Source organism: Pandoraea vervacti (assembly GCF_000934605.2).
Classification (GTDB): domain Bacteria; phylum Pseudomonadota; class Gammaproteobacteria; order Burkholderiales; family Burkholderiaceae; genus Pandoraea; species Pandoraea vervacti.
The window spans coordinates 2,974,626-2,992,098 of the sequence record NZ_CP010897.2; the positions used below are offsets into that span (position 1 = coordinate 2,974,626).

A 17,473-nucleotide genomic window follows, 5' to 3' on the forward strand; every position below is an offset into this window, starting at 1 on the left:
GCCGTTATCCGAGACGGTCGACGCAACGCCCTGGCGCCACCGCTTCCTTATCGCTCGAAGCGCTGACGGGGTTGCCCGCGGTGCCTGACGCGCGCTGTACCGGCACCGTCGTGCGCAGCACCGAGACCAGCGGCAGATGGTCGGACGCGCGTCGCGCCAGCGGCGTCGCGTGCGCACGCACTGTACCGAGGTGCGCTCTGGGCGAAGTCCAGATCCGGTCGAGCGCCAACAGCGGCCAGCGCGATGGGAACGTCGCCACATGCGGCGCCCGCTCGAAGAATCGATGCAGCCAGCGCAGCGGGCGGCCCCACAAACACCACTCGTTGACGTCGCCCATCAACACCGTGGCCGCACCCGGTTGATTCGCCAGACACTCCAGCAGGCGTTGCACCTGCTCACGCCGCTCTCGGGGACGCAGCCCCAGATGCGTTGCGATCACCCGCAACTGCACGTCGCGGCCATGGGCGTCCTGCCATGCGAGTGTCGCATCGATGGCCGCACGGGGCTCGCGACCCGGCACGCTCAGGTCGATATGACGCAACGCCACCGGCGCAAAACGCGTCATGATGGCGTTGCCGTAATCGACGTCGCCGCGTTTGAGCGTGGGCCCCGGAATGAAGTGCATGTCGCGCGCCGTCGCCATTCGGGCAAGCGTGCCGACGTCCGCATCGCTCGCTTCGATTTCCTGCAAAGCGACGATATCGGCGTCGATCTCGTCCAGCACGCGCGCAATGCGATCCGGCGAATGCTGGCCATCCGTCCCGACGCAACCATGCACGTTGTAACTGGCAACCGTGAGCTCACGGCTGACGACTTCCTCATGCGTCATGACAGCGTCTGCCGGCGCCTGCCCTTTCGATGAATCGCGTGAAGCATCCTCGTCGTCCATGCGTCGTATCCGGCGTCGCAATGCGACCACGCCCATGCCCGGCAACACGAGCACGGCGCCCAGCAGTGCTACGGTCAATCCGCTCGGCCGCTGCGCGAGCGCCGCGACCCGGTCCACCAGCGCGGCGGCAATCAGAATGCCGGGCAACATGCCGATGAACGTGCCCAGCAGGCAGTCCCGCAAACGAATGCGTGACGCGCCCACGACAAGATTCACCAGCGTGAATGGCGCAATGGGCATCAGGCGCAACACGATCATCGCAAGCAAGCCGTGGTTGCCGATCTGCCGGCTCAGGGCATTGAGCCGTTGCCCGCCGAAACGCTGCACCGCGTCGCGCCCCAGGGTTCGCCCAACGCCATAGCCCGTGATCGCGCCAAGCGACGTGCCCGCCAGCGCATAGGCGGCGCCCGCGACGGGACCGAACACCACAACAGTGACAACGATCAGCACCGTTACCGGCACCATGACCAGCGTTCCCGCCACATACACCGCCATGATCATCAGCGGCGCGAGCGGCATCAGCCGAATGCGCTCGACGGCGCGCATAACACGAGGCAAGTCGGCCCACTCGCGCAGCGGCGTGTAACGCCATGCCAGCGCCATCCCTGCCAGAACGAGGAGCAACGACACGAGCGCGATAATGCGTCCGGCCAGAAGCGGTCGCGCTTCCGTCTCGATGAACGTTCCCATCACGTTCTCGAAATCGATCGGCTCCATCGGGTCGAGCACCACGGCGCCGGGCGACGCAGCGTCATCCGCGTCCTTGAGCTCCGGGGTGAAGGCAGTGAGGGTTCTCTCGCCGTCGCGGCGCAATGTGCCGATCGCGTCATGCAGCCCCATGTCGCGCGACAACGCCGACGCGACAGCCGCATCGGTCACGTCGAGATGCTCCGCCAGCAAGCGGTTGCGAGCGCGGGCGATACCCGCCGCGATGCGCGCGTCGCCGTTCGCGGCAACGGCGAGGTTGCACTCGGTATCGAGCGCCATCGAGCGATTGTTGAGGTTCGCCGAACCGATGACGAGCAAGGCATCGTCCACGACCATCACCTTGCTGTGGACGTTCACGCAAGCGGGCGCCACGCCCGGCACTTCCGGGCAGTACAGTCGGAAGCGCGCGCGCGGGTCCACTTCGCGCAAGCGACGATATAGCCGCGCGCGCAGCACCCCCATGCTCTGCTCCTGCAACCAGCCGGACTCCGCGCGACGCGACACCACGGCGATATCCGGGCAATCCTGTGACGTCAGGCGCTGGGCCAGCGCGTCGCCAATGCACTTGGCAGTGAAGTACTGATTTTCGAAATAGAGCCGGTGGCGGGCGCTGGCAATCGCGTCGAGGTAAAGCGCCTCGATTTCCTGCACCGCCGGGCGCCCTTCGAATGCCGGCGCGGTACGCGAAATGGCCACGTCGATGTCCGTCATATCGGGGGCAACCGAAACGGGCCAGGGGTCCAGCGGCGCGTAAGGCGCGTCGCGCTCGCTGCGCAGGCGCAGGGCGACATGCATGCCCGTCGCGCGATGCCAACGGTCCTCGGCCATTTCAGCCAGCGCCTGCGCAGCCTGGCCGTCGACCAGGGCCTGCACGTCGTGGAATGGCGCGTAGACATGCCCCGAGGGGTCGCGTCGCGCGGGCTCATCGGGGGCGTGGGCCGATGTGTCCCAGCGGTTGCGCGTGAGATCAAGCCCTCCCACGAACGCCAGCCGCTGATCGATGACAACAACCTTCTGATGATGAGACGCCCCGGTCGGATGACGGCCATCGAGCCGGAAACACAGGCGCCGGTGCGTCTTCCAGTCGAGCTTCACCGAGGGCAACCATTCGCGCTCGAGTGCGTAGAGCATCGCGAAGTCCCAGCTCAGGCAGTAGATCCGCAGCGTTTTGCGGCGTCGGACCAGCGCATCGAGAAAATCGCGCAGACCGGGCGGCAAACCGTCGTCCGGGCCGTTGGGCGTGAGCCGCATGCGGCTGTCGATGTCCCAGCCCAGGATGAACACGGTATGGCGTGCCGAGCGCAAGGCTTCGCGAAGTGCACTGAAGTATGCGTCGCCGTCCACCAGCATGCGCATGCGCGCCGCGGGCGCGATCCGCCAGCAGTTCCGTCCCTCCTTGAGCAGCGTCGCTGTCTGCTCGGGCACGTTCTCGGATTCGTTATCCAGTACGTTATCCGGTACATGCCCCGATCCGGGATCCCGCACTTACTTCCCCATCTCGACCTTGGCGGAGACTTCACGCGCTTCGCTCAGATGATGTCGCAAGGTCGGCAGCGTGCGCTGCGCAAAGGCTTTCAGATCCGGGTCCTGGCCCTTCTCTGCCTCGGTCTGGAAAAGTGTGACCGCCTGCTCGTGCGCGTCGGGCCCGGCAAGGTTCAGATAGGCAACGTCGAACTCTCGCCCCTTCTTGCCTTTGAGCGCCTCGACGTCCGGGTTCACCCCGGGATCGTTGGGCACGGCCACGCCCTTCTTCGCCGCCAACTGACGCAAGGCTTCATTGGCTTTGCTGTGGTCGGCGACCATTTGCTGTGCAAACCGTTTGACGGATGGATTGTTCGAGCGCTGGACCGCCAGTTGGCTGGCTTGCACTTCCGCTTTGCCTGCCTTCTGGGCTTTGTCCACGAACTCCACGTCGATACCCGCGGTGGGCTGCGCTGTTCGGACCGCCTTCGGCCCTGCGCGCGTCACATCTTCACCGGCGGAAATCGTGGCCTGGTCCGTGCCGCCGCCCTGGCCCGGCACCCCTTTCGGTAACTCTTGCGCAAGGGTCCACGGCGCGACAAGCAATGCCGCGCACAGCGCGCCCATGCTGCGCACGGAAACGATTGGTGTATGCATATTGCCCTCCCGGAATGTGCATTGGTATTGGATGAAAAGCCTGTCGTCTGCGCAATGCGACCGACGCTCGCTGTCTCGACTACCCGGTTCTGTGCGTCGACGTTTTCGATGTCCGCGACATTTGCGCCAGTCGGGCATACAGTGTTTTCAGACTGATGCCGAGCTGGCGCGCGGCACGTGCCTTGACGCCGCCACACTGCGCCAGCGCGCTCAGGATGACCTGGCGATCGAGCTCGGCGAGCGGCGCATCCAGTGCGATGGTCATCCGGTCGTCGCGCACCGGAAATTGCGCAAGGGCGTCGAAGATCGGCGCGGGCAGCGCGTCGATGACGGCGGTGCGACTGAGGATTCGCGCGCGCTGCACGAAGTTGCGCAACTCGCGAACGTTGCCTGGCCAATCATGTTTGCGCAGTGCACCGAGCACCTGCGGCGCGATGCGCGTTACAGCGTCCGCACCAACCAGCAAAATGGGCGACCGGTCGCATCCGTGGTGCCCGTGGCGCCCATGTTGCAACACGTCCGAACGGGTAGACATGTATCCTCCAGACGACGGCAGATGCCCGTTCGACTACGCGATCTGCGATGCCGTTCGGCGCAACGTCATCGAAACTTCCTATGCGTAGTCCTTATCGCTTACAGAATCTCAATGTCGAAATCGCGCTTCGCGGGGATATTCGTTGCGGTGCCCTGCGGGGCGATGCCCATGGACCTCGCCGAATCACAATGGTTCGGACATGAACGAGGCAGTTTCACGGGCGCGGTCGAGCGGCGTCGTGGGTATTTCGAAGCCGCGCATGGCGGCACGCTGTTTCTTGTCGACGACAACGCCGACCTAACGCTAGGCGTGCTGAGCGCGTCGTACGCGCGGCCGCCTGCGCGAGGTGCGTTCCGCGCGGCGACCGCATTGGGAGCATTGGGGAACCATTGGGGAACCCATCGGGGAACGTTAGGCCGCCTCAGGCAGCGCGACGGCTCCGCGCTCAGTGATGCTTACCGCCATCGCCGACAGAACCCGATGTGCCCGATGCGCCCGACATCCCTGACGATGACCCGGTCGAGCCTGCGGCGCTGGAGACCGTGTTCGAACCTGCGGTGCCCACGGTGCCGGTCGGTTGCGATGCGCGCGGTGACGATCCCGTGCCGACGCCGGTGCCGCCACGCGAAGGCTCGCCCTGCGCGTACTGCGACTGCGTATGAATGCGGTTCTCTACATCCTGTACGCCGAAACATTGATCGGCAACGTCCTCGATGGCGTGTTTCATCCACCGCTGCGGCACGCTGCCTTGCAATTCGACACGTCCGTCCCTGACTTGTACGCTCACGTCCTTCACCTCAAGCTCGTGCGCCATGCAAAGTCGTTCGCAGACGTCCTCCCGAATGCGCTCGTCGGTGCGGCTGTAGCCCTTCGGCCCCTGGCGATGACGCATGTCCGTCGTCTGGTTCCCGTACCCGCCCGGGTTCGTGCTCTGGCGGCCTGGCCCACGGCCTTGTCCCTGCTCGCGACGGCCGCCTGCGTAGCCGTACGTCTGCCCGGCGCCTCGGACCCGGCTGCCATAGTCCCGGTCATAGTCACGCATGTCGTCACGTCCATAGTCGCGGCCATATACCGGTCCGAGATCGCCGCCGTAGCCACCCCCGTAATCACCGCCGTAAGCGCCGTAAGTACCGTATGCGCCACCGAAATCACCGCCAAAGTCGCCGAAGTAATGATCCTCGTAATCGCGACCGTAGTCGTTGCCGTAATCGTTGCCGTACCGCTGCGCGTAACTGCCCTTGCGGTTGGCCGAGCCGCCTGCATCGCGTTCACCCCATTCGCCACGCATCCCGCTCATGCCACTGCGGGCCCCGTAGGCATCGCGGTTTCCGCCGCCCCGCGAGCGGTCAGCGGCATCACGTAGATCACGGTCACTACCGTACCGCTCGTGCCGCTCGTAAGGCGCATGACCCGCATGACGCGCATAAGGCGATTCGTCGCCGCGCGGGCGCCCCGCCTCGCTCCAGTCGGCCCGCCATTGTCCACGCTCGCGCGACGGCTGCGAGCCGTATTCGTCGTCCTGACCGTATGCCGAGATGTCGCGCTGCATCGCCTCGTCGTCGTCATCGCGACGGTATTGGCCGCGCTGCCCGCCGCCCTGGAATTGCCGTTCGTTACGTTCAGGATCACGCGTTGCGTATCGTCGTTGCATGATGGTTCTCCTGTTAAGCGGTGCCATCGGCCCAGAAGCAACGGCGTCTGTGCAGCCGCATCGGCACCAGACGATATGACGTGCAAGTCACGTGCCACCCGCCGACCTCCGCGATGTCGGCGCCGTCCTTTGATCGGCCGGTCGGCCGACGAGGAGAATTTTCCAATTCTGGCAAGTTCGCGCCGTCGGTGGTCGGACTCCGGACGTAACAACGCTCACGCAATGCTCACGTACCGTCGGGCACCATCACGCGCCGTCACGTGACACGCTCGGCAGCGCGACACGCCCGGTAGGTTCGGCGACACGTTTCGCGTCGACGCGCTTGACGTAACCCGAGCGCAGCGTTTACAGTCGCTTCATGACGAATTTCCGCACTCACCACTCGCAGGCTTTGCGCGCTGTCCTCAAGGGGCAGACGGGTGCGTTCGTCAAAAGCAAAAAACAGTCGCTCAACTGACCGGAGCGTGCTGTTCCGTCAGTTGAGCGACGGAATAGCCACGTGGACCCGGCAGTCCCGCTTCGTGCCTCGCGCACACCAGTAACCCCCTGGTAGCATCCCAGCAATACCGGCCAGACTGCCCCGCACTCTCCCACGCGTCTCGATCTCTGCGTCGCCCTGCTGAACGGTTTCCGTAAAGGTCACCCCACGTTCATCGCATTCGTATCGTCCAGGGAGACGCCATGCAAGACGCACCCACGCACATGACTTCGCACGCTTCACGTTCGCCGACCTCGAGCACTGCACCGGCATTTCGCGGCATCTGGTTGCCGCTCGTCACGCCGTTCACACGCCACGGCGCGCAGGCGCCCGTGGACCATGCCGCCCTGCGAAAGCTCGTGGCACATTACCGTCATTCGGGCATCGCAGGCTTCGTGATCTGCGGTACCACGGGCGAGGCGGCAGCGCTGGACGATGCCGAACAGCGCGCCGTGCTGGAGACCGTACTCGCGCACGCGGACGGCCTGCCGGTGATCGCCGGGCTTGCGGGCAACCACCTCGGCCACACGCTCGCGCGTCTGGAGACCTTCAACACCTTGCCGCTCGCGGGTGTTCTCGCGCCGGCGCCGTATTACATCCGCCCTTCGCAGGCAGGGCTGGTGGATTGGTTCCGGACGTTGGCGGATGGCTCGGCCGCACCGCTCGTGCTTTACGACATTCCCTACCGCACGGGCGCGACGCTCACGCTCGAGACGTTGCTCACGCTCGCGGAGCACGCCAACATTCGCGGCATCAAGGACTGCGGCGGCAATGCCCACACGACGCAGGCGCTGATCGCCGACGGGCGTCTTTCGGTGCTCGCGGGAGAAGATCATCAACTACTGCCGACACTGGCGATGGGCGGCCATGGCGCCATCATCGCGTCGTCGCACTGCCGACCGGCACATTTCGCGGCGCTCTATCGCGCCGTGCAATCGCAGCAGCTGGAGGTGGCGCGCGTCTTGTTCCACGCCGTCATGCCGGTGGTGAAGCGGCTCTTCGCGGAGCCGAACCCCGGACCGCTGAAGGCCTGGCTTGCCCGTGAAGGCTTGCTCGAAGACGTGCTGCGCGCGCCGATGACGAGCGCATCGCCCGCGCTGGCGCAGCAGCTGGTCGACGCCGTGGCAGCGATCGACGCCGCGTTCTGCGCCGCGTCCTCGCACGGAGCAAAGGGGACAAAGGCTACCCGCGCGGCCGAGGCGACAGACGTCGAAAAAGCGGCCTGACCGACGGGCCGCCTCGGCCGCAATCGCCTAATCGCCTAATCGCCTAATTGTCGACGTGTCGCGCGTCAGGCGACGGCGCGCAGCGGCGCGTCGTCTGGCGCCGCGGCCCGCAGCGCCGAGGTGGCAAACGACGCGCCCGAAGCGATGCGCGCTTGTGCGCCACCGTCGAAACCACCGATTGCGTCGCGATTGACGCGGAACTTCGACGCTTCGCTCACCAGATCCGCGGCCTGCGCACGCATATGCTCGGCCGCGGCAGCCGCTTCTTCGACGAGCGCGGCGTTCTGCTGCGTGACCTGATCCATCTGGGTGACGGCCTGGTTGACCTGCTCGATACCGCGCGCCTGCTCATCGCTGGCCGCCGCGATTTCGGTGATGAGTTCGCTGACACGGCGCACGGAGATCACGATCTGGTCCATCGTGCGTCCGGCGACTTCCACGCGAGACGAGCCGTCCTGCACCTGCTGCACCGACGTTGCGATCAGCTCGCGAATGTCCTTTGCCGTGCCTGCCGAACGTTGCGCCAGCGTGCGGACTTCCCCTGCCACCACGGCAAAGCCGCGGCCCTGCTCGCCCGCACGCGCGGCTTCGACCGCTGCATTGAGCGCCAGAATGTTGGTTTGGAATGCGATCCCTTCGATGGCGGAAATCATCTCGCTCATGCGCGCCGAAGCGCTGGCCATTGCCTGCATGGTCTCGACAACGGCGCGAACGCTGTGCGCGCCGGCGTCGGCCACACCGGTGGCTTCTTGCGACAGGCGCTTCGCTTCCAGCGCATGCTCCACGTTCTGACGCACGGTCGAGGTCAGCTCCTCCATCGACGCTGCCGTCTGCTCCAGCGATGCCGCCTGTTCCTCGGTGCGCTGCGACAGATCGGTATTGCCCTGCGCAATCTCGCGCGCTGCCGTATCGATCGCGCCCGACGCGCTCTGGATATTGCGAACGAGATGGGACAGCTGATCGATGGCGCTATCGAGCGCGCTGGCCATCTTGCCGATTTCATCCGTCGAGTCGACATGCACGCGATGCGTCAGATCGCCGCTCGCCAGCGCTGCGGCGCCCTCGGCCGTGGCCCGCACCGGTCGCGTCACCGAGCGCACGATCGCCACGCCGGACACAACCGACACGACGATCGACACCAGCAGGGCCACGAGCAGCCAAAGGCGTGCAGACAGATAAGCGGCATTGGCTTCGTCCGCCTCCTTGGCGCTCACCGCCTTGCCCACCAGCATCAGATCGTCGAGCGGTGAAAAAAGCGCCAGTTGCGCCTTTTGCAGCGGTCCGAGCAGTTCGGTCCTGGCCTGCGCATAGTTGCCGCTACGCACAAGCGGTTTGAAGGCATCGAGTTGCTTGCCGTATTCGGCGCTCGCCTGCACGAGCGTGGCATATAGCGCCTTGCCCTTTTCCGTATAGAACATCGTCGCCATGCCCTCGATGCCCTTGAGATTCGCCTGACGCAGTTCGTCGATCTTCGACAGACGCGCGTCTAGCTGCGAGGCGTCTTCCGACATGGCGATGTCGCGCATGAGCACGGCCACATGGGCTGCGCGGTCCTTCAGGTTGTGAAACTCGAGAATCTTGTTGTTCAGATCGGAGACGATGAGTTGGGTGTTCGCGTCCATCGTCGCCATCTTGGTCACGGCAACCACGGCCACGACCAGCAGCATGATCACATTGATGGAAAAGGCGGCGGCCAGCCGCTTGCTGATACTCAGATTCTTGAACATTGCCTTGCGCGCTTTAAGTAATCGTTATGCGGTGGGTGAACGATGCGTCTTGCAAGCCACCCCCGTTCGGTTCGACCTGCGCCCGCGTACGGCACAGGCGACTGTCTCTCGGTCCCTCTGACGAGACTTAACGAGTCCTTTCGACGAAAACTTGAGCTTCACGACGACAAAATCGCTCACCTGCGCGCTAACGCCCACCGGACAAGGCCTTCCACCGATGGGCAGGCCTGCCGCTTCCCACCTGGAGCGACACAAATTACGTATATCAGCGACAGCATTGCATCGACGTTGAGCGCAATGCCGACAGGGTGTCGGCGATAAGACACTGCCGACCCACAGGCGAGCGACGTTCAGGTGCCCACGGCGCGCGCCGCCGCAGCACTAGTGGCCGCGGCCTTCGTCCCCCATTGCACGACCAGCATGCCCGCGACGATAAGCGCCACGCCCGCCACACGCGTGAGGTTCACGGGCTTCGTCATCAGGCCCATCAGACCAAAGTGGTCGATGATCAGCGACGCGACGACTTGTCCGGCGATCACGCAGACGATGAAGCTTGCCGCGCCCAATCTCGGCGTGAGCACCAGCGCCGCCGTCATGTACGCCACGCCTGCAACGCCACCGATCCACAGCCACCACGGCCCGCGCGCGGCCGCCGCAAGGTTCGGCCATCCGGCGCGCATACCGACCAGCACCGGCACGACGACGATCAGGCTTACCAGCAACGACGCCACCGTCGCCCATAAAGGATGGCCGAGCGTTCGCCCGAGTGCCGCATTACTGCCCGCCTGAAACGGTACGGCCGCGCCGGCGACCATCGCGATGAACAACGGCAACAGCACGGAAGCCGACATTTGGGGACTTAGGGATGCATTCATGAGGTGACCTCTCATTCGGAAATATCGCTTGCCACCAGCATCCACCATCCATTTCAATAATGGAAATTCGAATTCATCACACGAAGTATTCGCCATATGGATGATTTGCGCCGAATCGATCTGAATCTGTTGCTGACCCTGCACGCGCTGCTCGCGGAGCGTCATGTCTCGCGCGCTGCCTTGCGTCTGCACCGCAGCCAGCCGGCAGTGAGTCACGCGCTGGCGCAGCTTCGCAGGCTCTTCGACGATCCGCTGCTTGTGCGTCGCGATGGCGCGCTCGCGTTGACGGCGCGAGCGCTGGAATTGCAGCGTCCGCTCGAAGACGCGCTGGATCAGTTGCAGGGGTTGTTGCACGCCCCGACATTCGACCCGGGGCGGGCAAGGCGTACGTTTCGCGTTGCGTTATCGGATTACGGGTCGCGCGTGGTCCTGCCCGCGCTGACTCGCCGACTTCGCGAGCACGCGCCGGGCATCGACCTCGCCGCCACGCAAGCCAGCCGTGAAGCGATGCTCACGCAGCTGCTCGATGGTGAAATCGATCTCGCGCTGGGCGTGTTTCCCGAATTTCCGGGCGAGTTGGAGACGCAGACGCTCTTCGAGGAGTCGTTCGTGTGCGTGGCCGATCGGGCAACCTTGCCCGCACGCGGTGGTTTGACGATGGCGGACTGGCTCGCGCGGCCTCACTTGCTGGTCGCAATGCGGCCCGGCGCCGACAACGAGATCGATCGTGCGCTCGCCGAGTTGGGTCACACACGACGCGTTGCCGTCACATTGCCGCACTGGAGCATTGCACCGGAATTGGTGAGGGGCACCGACCTCGTGCTGACCGTCGCGCAACGTTCGCTATTGCATTCACGCCATATGCGTCAGTTGCGCCACGAACCGCAGCTACGCCAGTTCGCCCCGCCATTTCCGATACCGCCGTTCAAATTTCAGGCCGCCTGGCATGCACGACGCGAAGTGGACCCGGCACACCGGTGGTTGCGAGCGCAGATTGCAGACGTGTGCGTCGACGCCGCATAGCGCCATTACCGTTATTTCTGCTATTGCCGCGGCGCACGGCACTCGCGCGCATTGCCCCTCAGAAACTCATGGCAAAGCCGAACGACACCCCCTGCACGTCGCGCCCGAAGACATACCGTGCCATCAAACGCGTACGGGTCACCACGACCGGATACTTGCTGCTGTCGAGTTCGAGCCCTACGCCCAGCGACGTCAGATTGTTGAATCCCAGTACGCCTGCGCTGTCGCCGAAATACTGCGAGTACGCCGCTTCGAGCACGTAGCGCACGGGTCTGGCGAGCGCGCGCCAACCCGTCGGCGCACGCCAGCGCGACCACAGGCTCAGTTGCTGGGCGTTCGCGCTACCCTGCATGCCCGCCGACGTGCTGCCGAAGCTGCGCAAGTGGATGTCGGTCGCGCGCAGTTCGACATCGATTTCGTAGCTTTCCCGATAGTGCTCGAAATCGAGCATCAGTGAACCGCCGACCCCATAGGCGTTGAGCGCGCCGTTCTTGAGAAAATCGAGATCGAGATCGGCCACATGGTTGACGAGCGTTTGCCCGGCGCGAAGATCGCTGACGACACGCCCGAGACTGCCGTTCAGAATCGGCCGCAGCACCAGTTCGTCGCCCAGCCGGAAGTCCCAACCCACGCCAAGCGTCGTACTCAGCGTGTTCCAGCGCACGGGAAGCGTGCGCGATTCGGTGCCATCGGACGCGACGAACGTTGGATCGTAGCGGCTGTAGGCCAGCGTGCCTTCGAGGTAGAGCGGAAACGACCGGCTCAACGTAAAACCACCGCCGAGCTGCGTCTGCCAGAAGCCAGGATCGCCCGTCGTGCCATTGTTGATGGACAGCGAGCTTGTCGTCACGTCCGGTACCGTCGTGTAGCTCATGACGGCCAGCACACTGTTGGCATGACTTCTGACGTTGGTGCCGACACGCAACGGCGCCTGCTGCGCGTGCACGGACGATGCCCCGCCGGCGAGGCAGGCGCCGACAACGAGCAAGGCGGCAAGGCGGCCGCGACGACGCGAATGGGCGGGATGACCGGGAAGGCTGGGAAGGCCGGAATGGTCGGCGTGGCCGGGGTGGCCGAGGTGCCCATGAGGCACGTTCGCGGCACGGCGTCGAATTTTCCGAATCGCGATGCGCATCCTTGACGTCGTGTTAAGCCGAGCAGGTTCGGGATCCGACATTCTTAGCAGAAAACGATTGCCATCGCCATCGGCATTTCGGGCAATAACATTGCCCCATGGGGCAATTTCGGGCAACCGTCTAGGCATGGATAGTCGGGCACACTACATTGACGTCAGGATGCCGGCCCCCGAAGGCGAACCTCCGCCAACGGGCACCGGCGCGCCCGACTGCCACGCACATCTCCCGAATCGAGGCACAGCCATGAGAAGACAGGCAATGGCATTCCTGACGCTGCTCACCACGGTTGCGGTGTCCCCCGGATGGGCGCAGACGACGCCTGCCGCCCCCGCAAGTCCGCCCGCCGCCCCACAGGCCCAGCCGGTAGATCCCGAAGCCGTGCAGGCATTGCAAACGATGGGCGCCTATCTGCAATCCCTCAAGCGGTTTCAGGTGACGACCGACGTCACCGGCGAGCGCGTGCTAAGCGATGGTCAGAAGCTCCAGCACAACGCACGTGCGGTGCTCGACATCGATCGCCCGTATCACATTCGGGCAGTCATGACGAGCGCGCGCAGTGAGCGTGAAATCATCTACAACGGCAAGACCGCAACGCTGTACTCCCCGGCACAGAAGTACTACGCCACCGTTCCCTACACCGGCACGCTGTCACAACTGGTGGATGAACTGCGCGCACGCTACGGCGTGGATCTGCCGCTGGCCGACCTATTCGTCTGGGGAACGCCGCAGGCGCAGACGCAGCAATTCGAATCGGCGATGTACGCGGGACAGGACTACATCGGCAACGATCTTTGCGATCACTACGCCTACCGTCAGGCGGGGATCGACTGGCAGATCTGGATTGCCGGTTCAGGCAAACCGCTGCCCCGCAAGATCGTGGTCACGCGCACGGATGACGAGGCGCGTCCGCAGTCGGTATCGATCCTGACATGGCGCCCCGACGCGTCGTTCAAGGCATCGACATTCGATTTCCGGCCACCCGATGGCGCGAAAAAGATCGAAGCCGTTCAACTTCCGGCAAACAAGGGGTGACGACATGACGAAGCGACTTTCCCCGCGCACGCCGGTATGGGCACTGGCGGCGATCCTGTCGATGACGCTTGTCCCGGCGCCGGCAGCGCAGGCTGTCGGCGGCCGCGTGGGCAGCGGCGGTGGTGGCGTGCAACGCAACGCGACACGTCCGCCGCCCAACGCAAACCATCGCCAGCCGGATGCGCGCACCAACAACGTTCGCAATACCAGCGTGAACAATGTCAACAACGTGAATAACGTCAACGTGAATCGCAACGTCAATGTGAACCGCAACGTGAACGTCAACGTCGACAACCACGGCGGGTATTACGGCGGATGGGACAACGATTACCATCCGGTGGCGACCGCCGCCGCAGTGACGGCCACCGTGGCGGTGACGAGCGCCGTCGTGGGATCGATCGTCCGGTCGGTGCCGCCGGATTGCGTGCCGGTGAACTATCGCGGCATGGTGTACCAGCACTGCGGCAATACCTGGTATCAACCGCAGGGCACACAGTTCGTGGTGGTCACTGCCCCGTATTGACGTATTGCCGCCTGATGGGTTGCCGTGTCATCGACATACCGCGCTCACAGGAATCGGACGACGCTGACGTCAATCTCCCGCAGGGCCCCGCGATCTGGATTTGCGGCGACTGCCACACCGGCAATCTTGGTCCGCTCGCGGACGCGACCTCGACAAAGCCAAGGCGCGCAAGAGCAACGGCAAGACAAGTCACGCGAAGATCGACGACATCGCCGGGCTGCTCGTCGGGCTGACGCCCCGACGTGCCGCCAGCGGCTCAGAACATCGAATTGCCGCTGACGGTCTTCGTCGGCGTCTGCTGAGACACATCCCAGTGCTCGACGATCTTGCCCTTCTCCAGCCGGAAGATGTCCACGATGGCGATCGGCAGATCGCCCGGATGCGGCACCTTGCGCACATGCAGAATCACGAAGTCACCCTCCGCGAAAGCGCGCACGATCTCGCTATGCGACGCCGGCTGATTCTTGCGCAGAAAGTCCAGAAACTTGCCGAAGCCTTCGATGCCATCGGCGGCGTTTGGATTGTGCTGAATGTACTTATCGCCCAGATACTGGCGCGCCGCCGCAAAGTCCTTGCGATTGAGTCCCGCCTCATAAAACGCCAGAACCGCCTGCTTGTTCGCGGCGAGCTGCGAACCGGGCACGACGGGCGCCGAACTGGCCGACGCGCCGAGTCCGTCGGTCGCCGCCGCCGAGATCGCAGAGCCGGGCAATGGCGCCATGCCTTCGGCAGCGTTGGCGAACGGGGCGCTCGCCAGCGCGGCGGCAACGGCGAGCAACGAAGCAAGCAGTGTTTTCATGGCATTTCGCTCATCGGGCCTGGATACGCCATTGTCGCCGCAAAGCCGCTTTAGGGGTACGCTTGCCGTGCTGTCACTCGGGCGCCTGCGCGGCCGTTCCTGTTTGCCGCCACGTCCGGCAACTATGCGCTGCTGTTCATGGTGGGCGGCGCAGCCATGGCAATTGCACTTTGCGTGAACATCGTCGCATCGCGCATGGACCGCGCCCGACATCAGCGGTTGTTCTCGTACTCGACGCCGTAACCGCCGTTCGTCTTTCGGATGCTCGCGAATCCGAGCTCGCCCAGATGCATCCCGGCGATCAGCAGCCGGTCTGCACTCACACGGTCGAGCAAACGCGCGCGCGTGTTGGCGGCCACGGACGAGTCCTGATCGAAGGCAATCGATACGTCCGGCCGCTGAATCTGGATGTGAGGAAAATGCACGATGTCGCCCCAGACGAGCAAACCCGCGTTGCCCGATGCTGCGGACTCGTTCGATTCGACCAGATAACCCGTGTGCCCTTCGGTGTGCCCAGGCAGCGAAACGGCTTGAACGCCGGGCAGCACCTCGCCCGCCGCGAACGGTCGCAGCTTGTCCCGATAACCGTCGAACGCCGCCCGCGCAATCTGGAAGTTGCCACGTGCGCGTTCGCTCGCACGCGCCAGATTCGCATCGTCCCGCCAGAAGCGTAATTCGCGCTGATCGACGACAAGCTCGGCATTCGGAAAGGCCGCCTCCCCCTGAGGCGTCATCAACCCGCCGACGTGATCGGGATGCGCGTGCGTGAGCAACACGGTATCGACGGTCTGCGGCGCAATACCGGCGAGCGCCAGATTGGCGCGCAGGTGTCCGCCCCATTGCCGGATACCGCCCGCACCGCTATCGATGAGTATCGTGCGGCCCCCGCCTTGCAGCACATAGCAATTGATGTGAATGGCGGCCGGCGTGTGTTCGCCGGCGCTGCGCTGCATGCGATCGGCGTCGGCCGTGTCGATGTTCGACAACAGGTCGAGGCTGGCCGCGAGATAGCCATCGCTGATTGCCGTGACCGTGAAGTCGCCGACTTGCCGCGTAGGAAACTTAAGTTCTGACACCGTCCAACTCCTGATGCGTTGCCGCTAGTGACGCGCGTAAATATGCGACGCGTCGTAACCGAAACACCGGATACGCGCCGTGACACCGACATGTCGGACGATGGCGTTAGTCAGTTGCTCGCCCATCGGCGCATAGCAATGAACGCCTTGCGGCGGATGCGCAAACCGGTGGACATCGCGCTCGGGCAGCACCGCCAGCCACCGCTGTTCCGGAGACTTCTCCAACGCGACCGCCTGCATGGCAATGGGCGCCAGCCCCATCTCGACGAGCGGTTCGGGGCCTTCGGAACACAGCGCGAGCCGCTCCCCGGCACGGACTGCCGGGGCAAGGCCGATATCGCTGTAAAGATTCCGATGCCAGTCCGTGATGTGTTGCTGCCACCGGGCGAAGTTGCCACCGCCCTTGCGGCGATATTCGTCCCCAGTCAGCACCGCCAGTGCCTCGATCGTATGGATCGCCAGATACTCAGGACACCCTCGCGTGACAGCCCGAAAGCGTTGCGATGTGTAAAAACCCGTCACGGAAATCAGGGCCGGCAGCTTTTCAAGGCTGTAGAAGTCGTTCCATTGCGCTTCGCTCGCAGGGTCGGCAAAGCTGCATTCCACGGTGTAGATCATTGGCATTCGTCGTTCTCAGGAGATGCGCATTCGCGTTTTCATTGCAGTAACGTAATGCTAATCTTCGAATTTCCGCCTTCATAACGAATAAATGGCACCCATCAGTGACATTTACTCAAGCTAACGTGGAGGACTCCACGCGCGACGCTATGTCAATACGACGCAAGATTCCCAGTCACTCCGCTCTGCTCGCTTTCGAAGCTGCCGCCAGACACGGCAGCTTCGCGCGCGCAGCAGATGAACTGGCCCGCACCGAAGGGGCCGTGAGTCGGCAAATCGGCAGACTTGAGGCATTTCTGGGCGTCGTGCTTTTCGAACGGGTGGGCAACCGGGTCCGGCTATTGCCCAACGGCGCGCGATACGCCGTGCAGGTCCGAGAGATTCTGGACCGCCTGGAACGAGACAGCCTGTACCTGATGGGGCAACCCGCCGAGGGCGCCAGCCTCGATATCGCCGCAACGCCGACGTTCGCCACGCGCTGGCTGATTCCGCGCCTGAAGCACTTTCAGGACCGGCATCCGAATATCACGGTGCATATCGCGCAGTGCATGGAACCGTTCCTGCTGGCGGGAAGCGGGTTCGACGCGGCCATTCATTTCGAGCACCCGGCATGGACAGGCATGCATTTGCATCCGTTGCTCGAAGAAGTCCTGATTCCCGTCTGTAGTCCGTCGCTATTGGCGCAGGCCGGGACGAACCCGTCTCTGGACGATCTGCCGCGCCTGCACCGGCGCCAAAACCCGGACGCCTGGCAGACCTATGCGCAGGCCGTCGGTATCGCGCTGACCAATTCGGCTATCGGTGCGCGGTATGACCTTCACGGCATGCTGATCGAAGCGGCACTGGCCGGACTGGGGGTCGCGCTCGTGCCGCGCCTTTACGTCGGCACGGAACTGCAGGACGGTCGGCTGGTCGCGCCATGGCCGGAAGATACGGCGGTGTCGAAAAACTTCTGCCTCGTACTGCCCGAGCCCATGACACTGAGTCAGGGGCCAATTCGGGTGTTTGCCGAGTGGCTGCTGGGCCAGGCGCACGGGAATGAAGCGCCAGCGAACTGAG

The 17,473-nt window shown here is 64.2% G+C and carries 15 protein-coding genes and 2 pseudogenes; 7 read left to right on the forward strand and 10 right to left on the reverse strand.

The genetic code is table 11. The features are described from left to right. Window positions 1-4: 4 nt before the first annotated feature. The 3 genes from UC34_RS13110 to UC34_RS13120 all read right to left on the reverse strand — a co-directional run bounded on the left by UC34_RS13110 (window position 5) and on the right by UC34_RS13120 (window position 4,250). Window positions 5-3,082 carry a VTT domain-containing protein gene (locus UC34_RS13110; protein WP_157123179.1) on the reverse strand — a complete coding sequence of 1,026 codons (3,078 nt, stop codon included), beginning with the start codon at window positions 3,080-3,082 and terminating at the stop codon, window positions 5-7. Next, window positions 3,083-3,715: a DUF4142 domain-containing protein gene (locus tag UC34_RS13115; RefSeq protein WP_044455895.1), complete on the reverse strand. Its 633-nt coding sequence runs from the start codon at window positions 3,713-3,715 to the stop codon at window positions 3,083-3,085. Between the two features lie 79 nt (window positions 3,716-3,794). After that, window positions 3,795-4,250, reverse strand: coding sequence for a helix-turn-helix domain-containing protein (locus UC34_RS13120; RefSeq protein WP_084070609.1), 456 nt, complete (start codon window positions 4,248-4,250; stop codon window positions 3,795-3,797). Between the two features lie 129 nt (window positions 4,251-4,379). Here UC34_RS13120 and UC34_RS26175 point away from each other — a divergent pair. Then, window positions 4,380-4,550, forward strand: a pseudogene (locus tag UC34_RS26175) (sigma 54-interacting transcriptional regulator); the annotation flags it as partial. A gap of 145 nt (window positions 4,551-4,695) precedes the next feature. On the opposite strand, the gene UC34_RS13130 reads toward UC34_RS26175, so the two are convergent. Continuing rightward, window positions 4,696-5,901: a BON domain-containing protein gene (locus UC34_RS13130; RefSeq protein WP_052811037.1), complete on the reverse strand. Its 1,206-nt coding sequence runs from the start codon at window positions 5,899-5,901 to the stop codon at window positions 4,696-4,698. A 702-nt stretch (window positions 5,902-6,603) separates the two neighbouring features. Between UC34_RS13130 and dapA the strand changes: the two genes are divergently transcribed. Then, window positions 6,604-7,605 (forward strand): 4-hydroxy-tetrahydrodipicolinate synthase, encoded by a 1,002-nt coding sequence (gene dapA / locus UC34_RS13135; protein ID WP_157123351.1) that lies wholly within the window; start codon window positions 6,604-6,606, stop codon window positions 7,603-7,605. A gap of 65 nt (window positions 7,606-7,670) precedes the next feature. Here dapA and UC34_RS26050 read toward each other — a convergent pair whose 3' ends face one another. Together UC34_RS26050 and UC34_RS13145 are read right to left on the reverse strand one after the other, a co-directional pair. Further along, window positions 7,671-9,332 carry a methyl-accepting chemotaxis protein gene (locus UC34_RS26050; protein WP_072617474.1) on the reverse strand — a complete coding sequence of 554 codons (1,662 nt, stop codon included), beginning with the start codon at window positions 9,330-9,332 and terminating at the stop codon, window positions 7,671-7,673. A gap of 350 nt (window positions 9,333-9,682) precedes the next feature. Further along, the gene (locus UC34_RS13145; protein WP_044455898.1) at window positions 9,683-10,207 is read right to left on the reverse strand and encodes a DMT family transporter; all 525 of its coding nucleotides are present in this window, start codon (window positions 10,205-10,207) and stop codon (window positions 9,683-9,685) included. 96 nt (window positions 10,208-10,303) lie between these two features. Between UC34_RS13145 and UC34_RS13150 the strand changes: the two genes are divergently transcribed. Further along, window positions 10,304-11,230 (forward strand): LysR family transcriptional regulator, encoded by a 927-nt coding sequence (locus UC34_RS13150; RefSeq protein ID WP_044455899.1) that lies wholly within the window; start codon window positions 10,304-10,306, stop codon window positions 11,228-11,230. Window positions 11,231-11,288: 58 nt separating this feature from the next. Here the strand turns inward: UC34_RS13150 and UC34_RS13155 are convergent, their stop codons facing one another. Continuing rightward, the gene (locus UC34_RS13155; protein ID WP_237165104.1) at window positions 11,289-12,365 is read right to left on the reverse strand and encodes a hypothetical protein; all 1,077 of its coding nucleotides are present in this window, start codon (window positions 12,363-12,365) and stop codon (window positions 11,289-11,291) included. Window positions 12,366-12,624: 259 nt separating this feature from the next. On the opposite strand from UC34_RS13155, the gene UC34_RS13160 reads away from it, so the two are divergent. The 3 genes and pseudogenes from UC34_RS13160 to UC34_RS26180 form a co-directional block, all read left to right on the forward strand. Then, on the forward strand, window positions 12,625-13,398 hold the full coding sequence (locus UC34_RS13160) for a DUF2092 domain-containing protein (RefSeq protein WP_218919544.1): 774 nt from the start codon (window positions 12,625-12,627) through the stop codon (window positions 13,396-13,398). 4 nt (window positions 13,399-13,402) lie between these two features. Next, window positions 13,403-13,921 carry a hypothetical protein gene (locus UC34_RS13165; protein ID WP_044455901.1) on the forward strand — a complete coding sequence of 173 codons (519 nt, stop codon included), beginning with the start codon at window positions 13,403-13,405 and terminating at the stop codon, window positions 13,919-13,921. Between the two features lie 74 nt (window positions 13,922-13,995). After that, window positions 13,996-14,067 (forward strand): annotated as a pseudogene (locus tag UC34_RS26180) (DUF2252 family protein); the annotation flags it as partial. Window positions 14,068-14,177: 110 nt separating this feature from the next. Here the strand turns inward: UC34_RS26180 and UC34_RS13175 are convergent. The 3 genes from UC34_RS13175 to UC34_RS13185 form a co-directional block, all read right to left on the reverse strand. Further along, window positions 14,178-14,642, reverse strand: coding sequence for a nuclear transport factor 2 family protein (locus UC34_RS13175; protein ID WP_044458139.1), 465 nt, complete (start codon window positions 14,640-14,642; stop codon window positions 14,178-14,180). A 290-nt stretch (window positions 14,643-14,932) separates the two neighbouring features. Further along, window positions 14,933-15,796 (reverse strand): MBL fold metallo-hydrolase, encoded by an 864-nt coding sequence (locus UC34_RS13180; RefSeq protein ID WP_044455902.1) that lies wholly within the window; start codon window positions 15,794-15,796, stop codon window positions 14,933-14,935. Window positions 15,797-15,820: 24 nt separating this feature from the next. Then, window positions 15,821-16,414, reverse strand: a complete 594-nt coding sequence (locus tag UC34_RS13185) for a hypothetical protein (RefSeq protein ID WP_044455904.1) — start codon at window positions 16,412-16,414, stop codon at window positions 15,821-15,823. A gap of 155 nt (window positions 16,415-16,569) precedes the next feature. Here UC34_RS13185 and UC34_RS13190 point away from each other — a divergent pair, with 155 nt between their 5' ends. Next, window positions 16,570-17,472, forward strand: a complete 903-nt coding sequence (locus tag UC34_RS13190) for a LysR substrate-binding domain-containing protein (RefSeq protein ID WP_044458140.1) — start codon at window positions 16,570-16,572, stop codon at window positions 17,470-17,472. Window position 17,473: the final 1 nt, after the last annotated feature.

What these genes read in the sequence shown, in the direction of transcription:
- UC34_RS13115 (WP_044455895.1), bottom strand. Translation starts at nt 3,715, where the DNA reads ATGCATACACCAATCGTTTCCGTGCGCAGCATGGGCGCGCTGTGCGCG.
- UC34_RS13120 (WP_084070609.1), bottom strand. Translation starts at nt 4,250, where the DNA reads ATGTCTACCCGTTCGGACGTGTTGCAACATGGGCGCCACGGGCACCAC.
- UC34_RS13130 (WP_052811037.1), bottom strand. Translation starts at nt 5,901, where the DNA reads ATGCAACGACGATACGCAACGCGTGATCCTGAACGTAACGAACGGCAA.
- dapA (WP_157123351.1), top strand. Translation starts at nt 6,604, where the DNA reads ATGACTTCGCACGCTTCACGTTCGCCGACCTCGAGCACTGCACCGGCA.
- UC34_RS26050 (WP_072617474.1), bottom strand. Translation starts at nt 9,332, where the DNA reads ATGTTCAAGAATCTGAGTATCAGCAAGCGGCTGGCCGCCGCCTTTTCC.
- UC34_RS13145 (WP_044455898.1), bottom strand. Translation starts at nt 10,207, where the DNA reads ATGAATGCATCCCTAAGTCCCCAAATGTCGGCTTCCGTGCTGTTGCCG.
- UC34_RS13150 (WP_044455899.1), top strand. Translation starts at nt 10,304, where the DNA reads ATGGATGATTTGCGCCGAATCGATCTGAATCTGTTGCTGACCCTGCAC.
- UC34_RS13155 (WP_237165104.1), bottom strand. Translation starts at nt 12,365, where the DNA reads ATGCGCATCGCGATTCGGAAAATTCGACGCCGTGCCGCGAACGTGCCT.
- UC34_RS13160 (WP_218919544.1), top strand. Translation starts at nt 12,625, where the DNA reads ATGGCATTCCTGACGCTGCTCACCACGGTTGCGGTGTCCCCCGGATGG.
- UC34_RS13165 (WP_044455901.1), top strand. Translation starts at nt 13,403, where the DNA reads ATGACGAAGCGACTTTCCCCGCGCACGCCGGTATGGGCACTGGCGGCG.
- UC34_RS13175 (WP_044458139.1), bottom strand. Translation starts at nt 14,642, where the DNA reads ATGGCGCCATTGCCCGGCTCTGCGATCTCGGCGGCGGCGACCGACGGA.
- UC34_RS13185 (WP_044455904.1), bottom strand. Translation starts at nt 16,414, where the DNA reads ATGATCTACACCGTGGAATGCAGCTTTGCCGACCCTGCGAGCGAAGCG.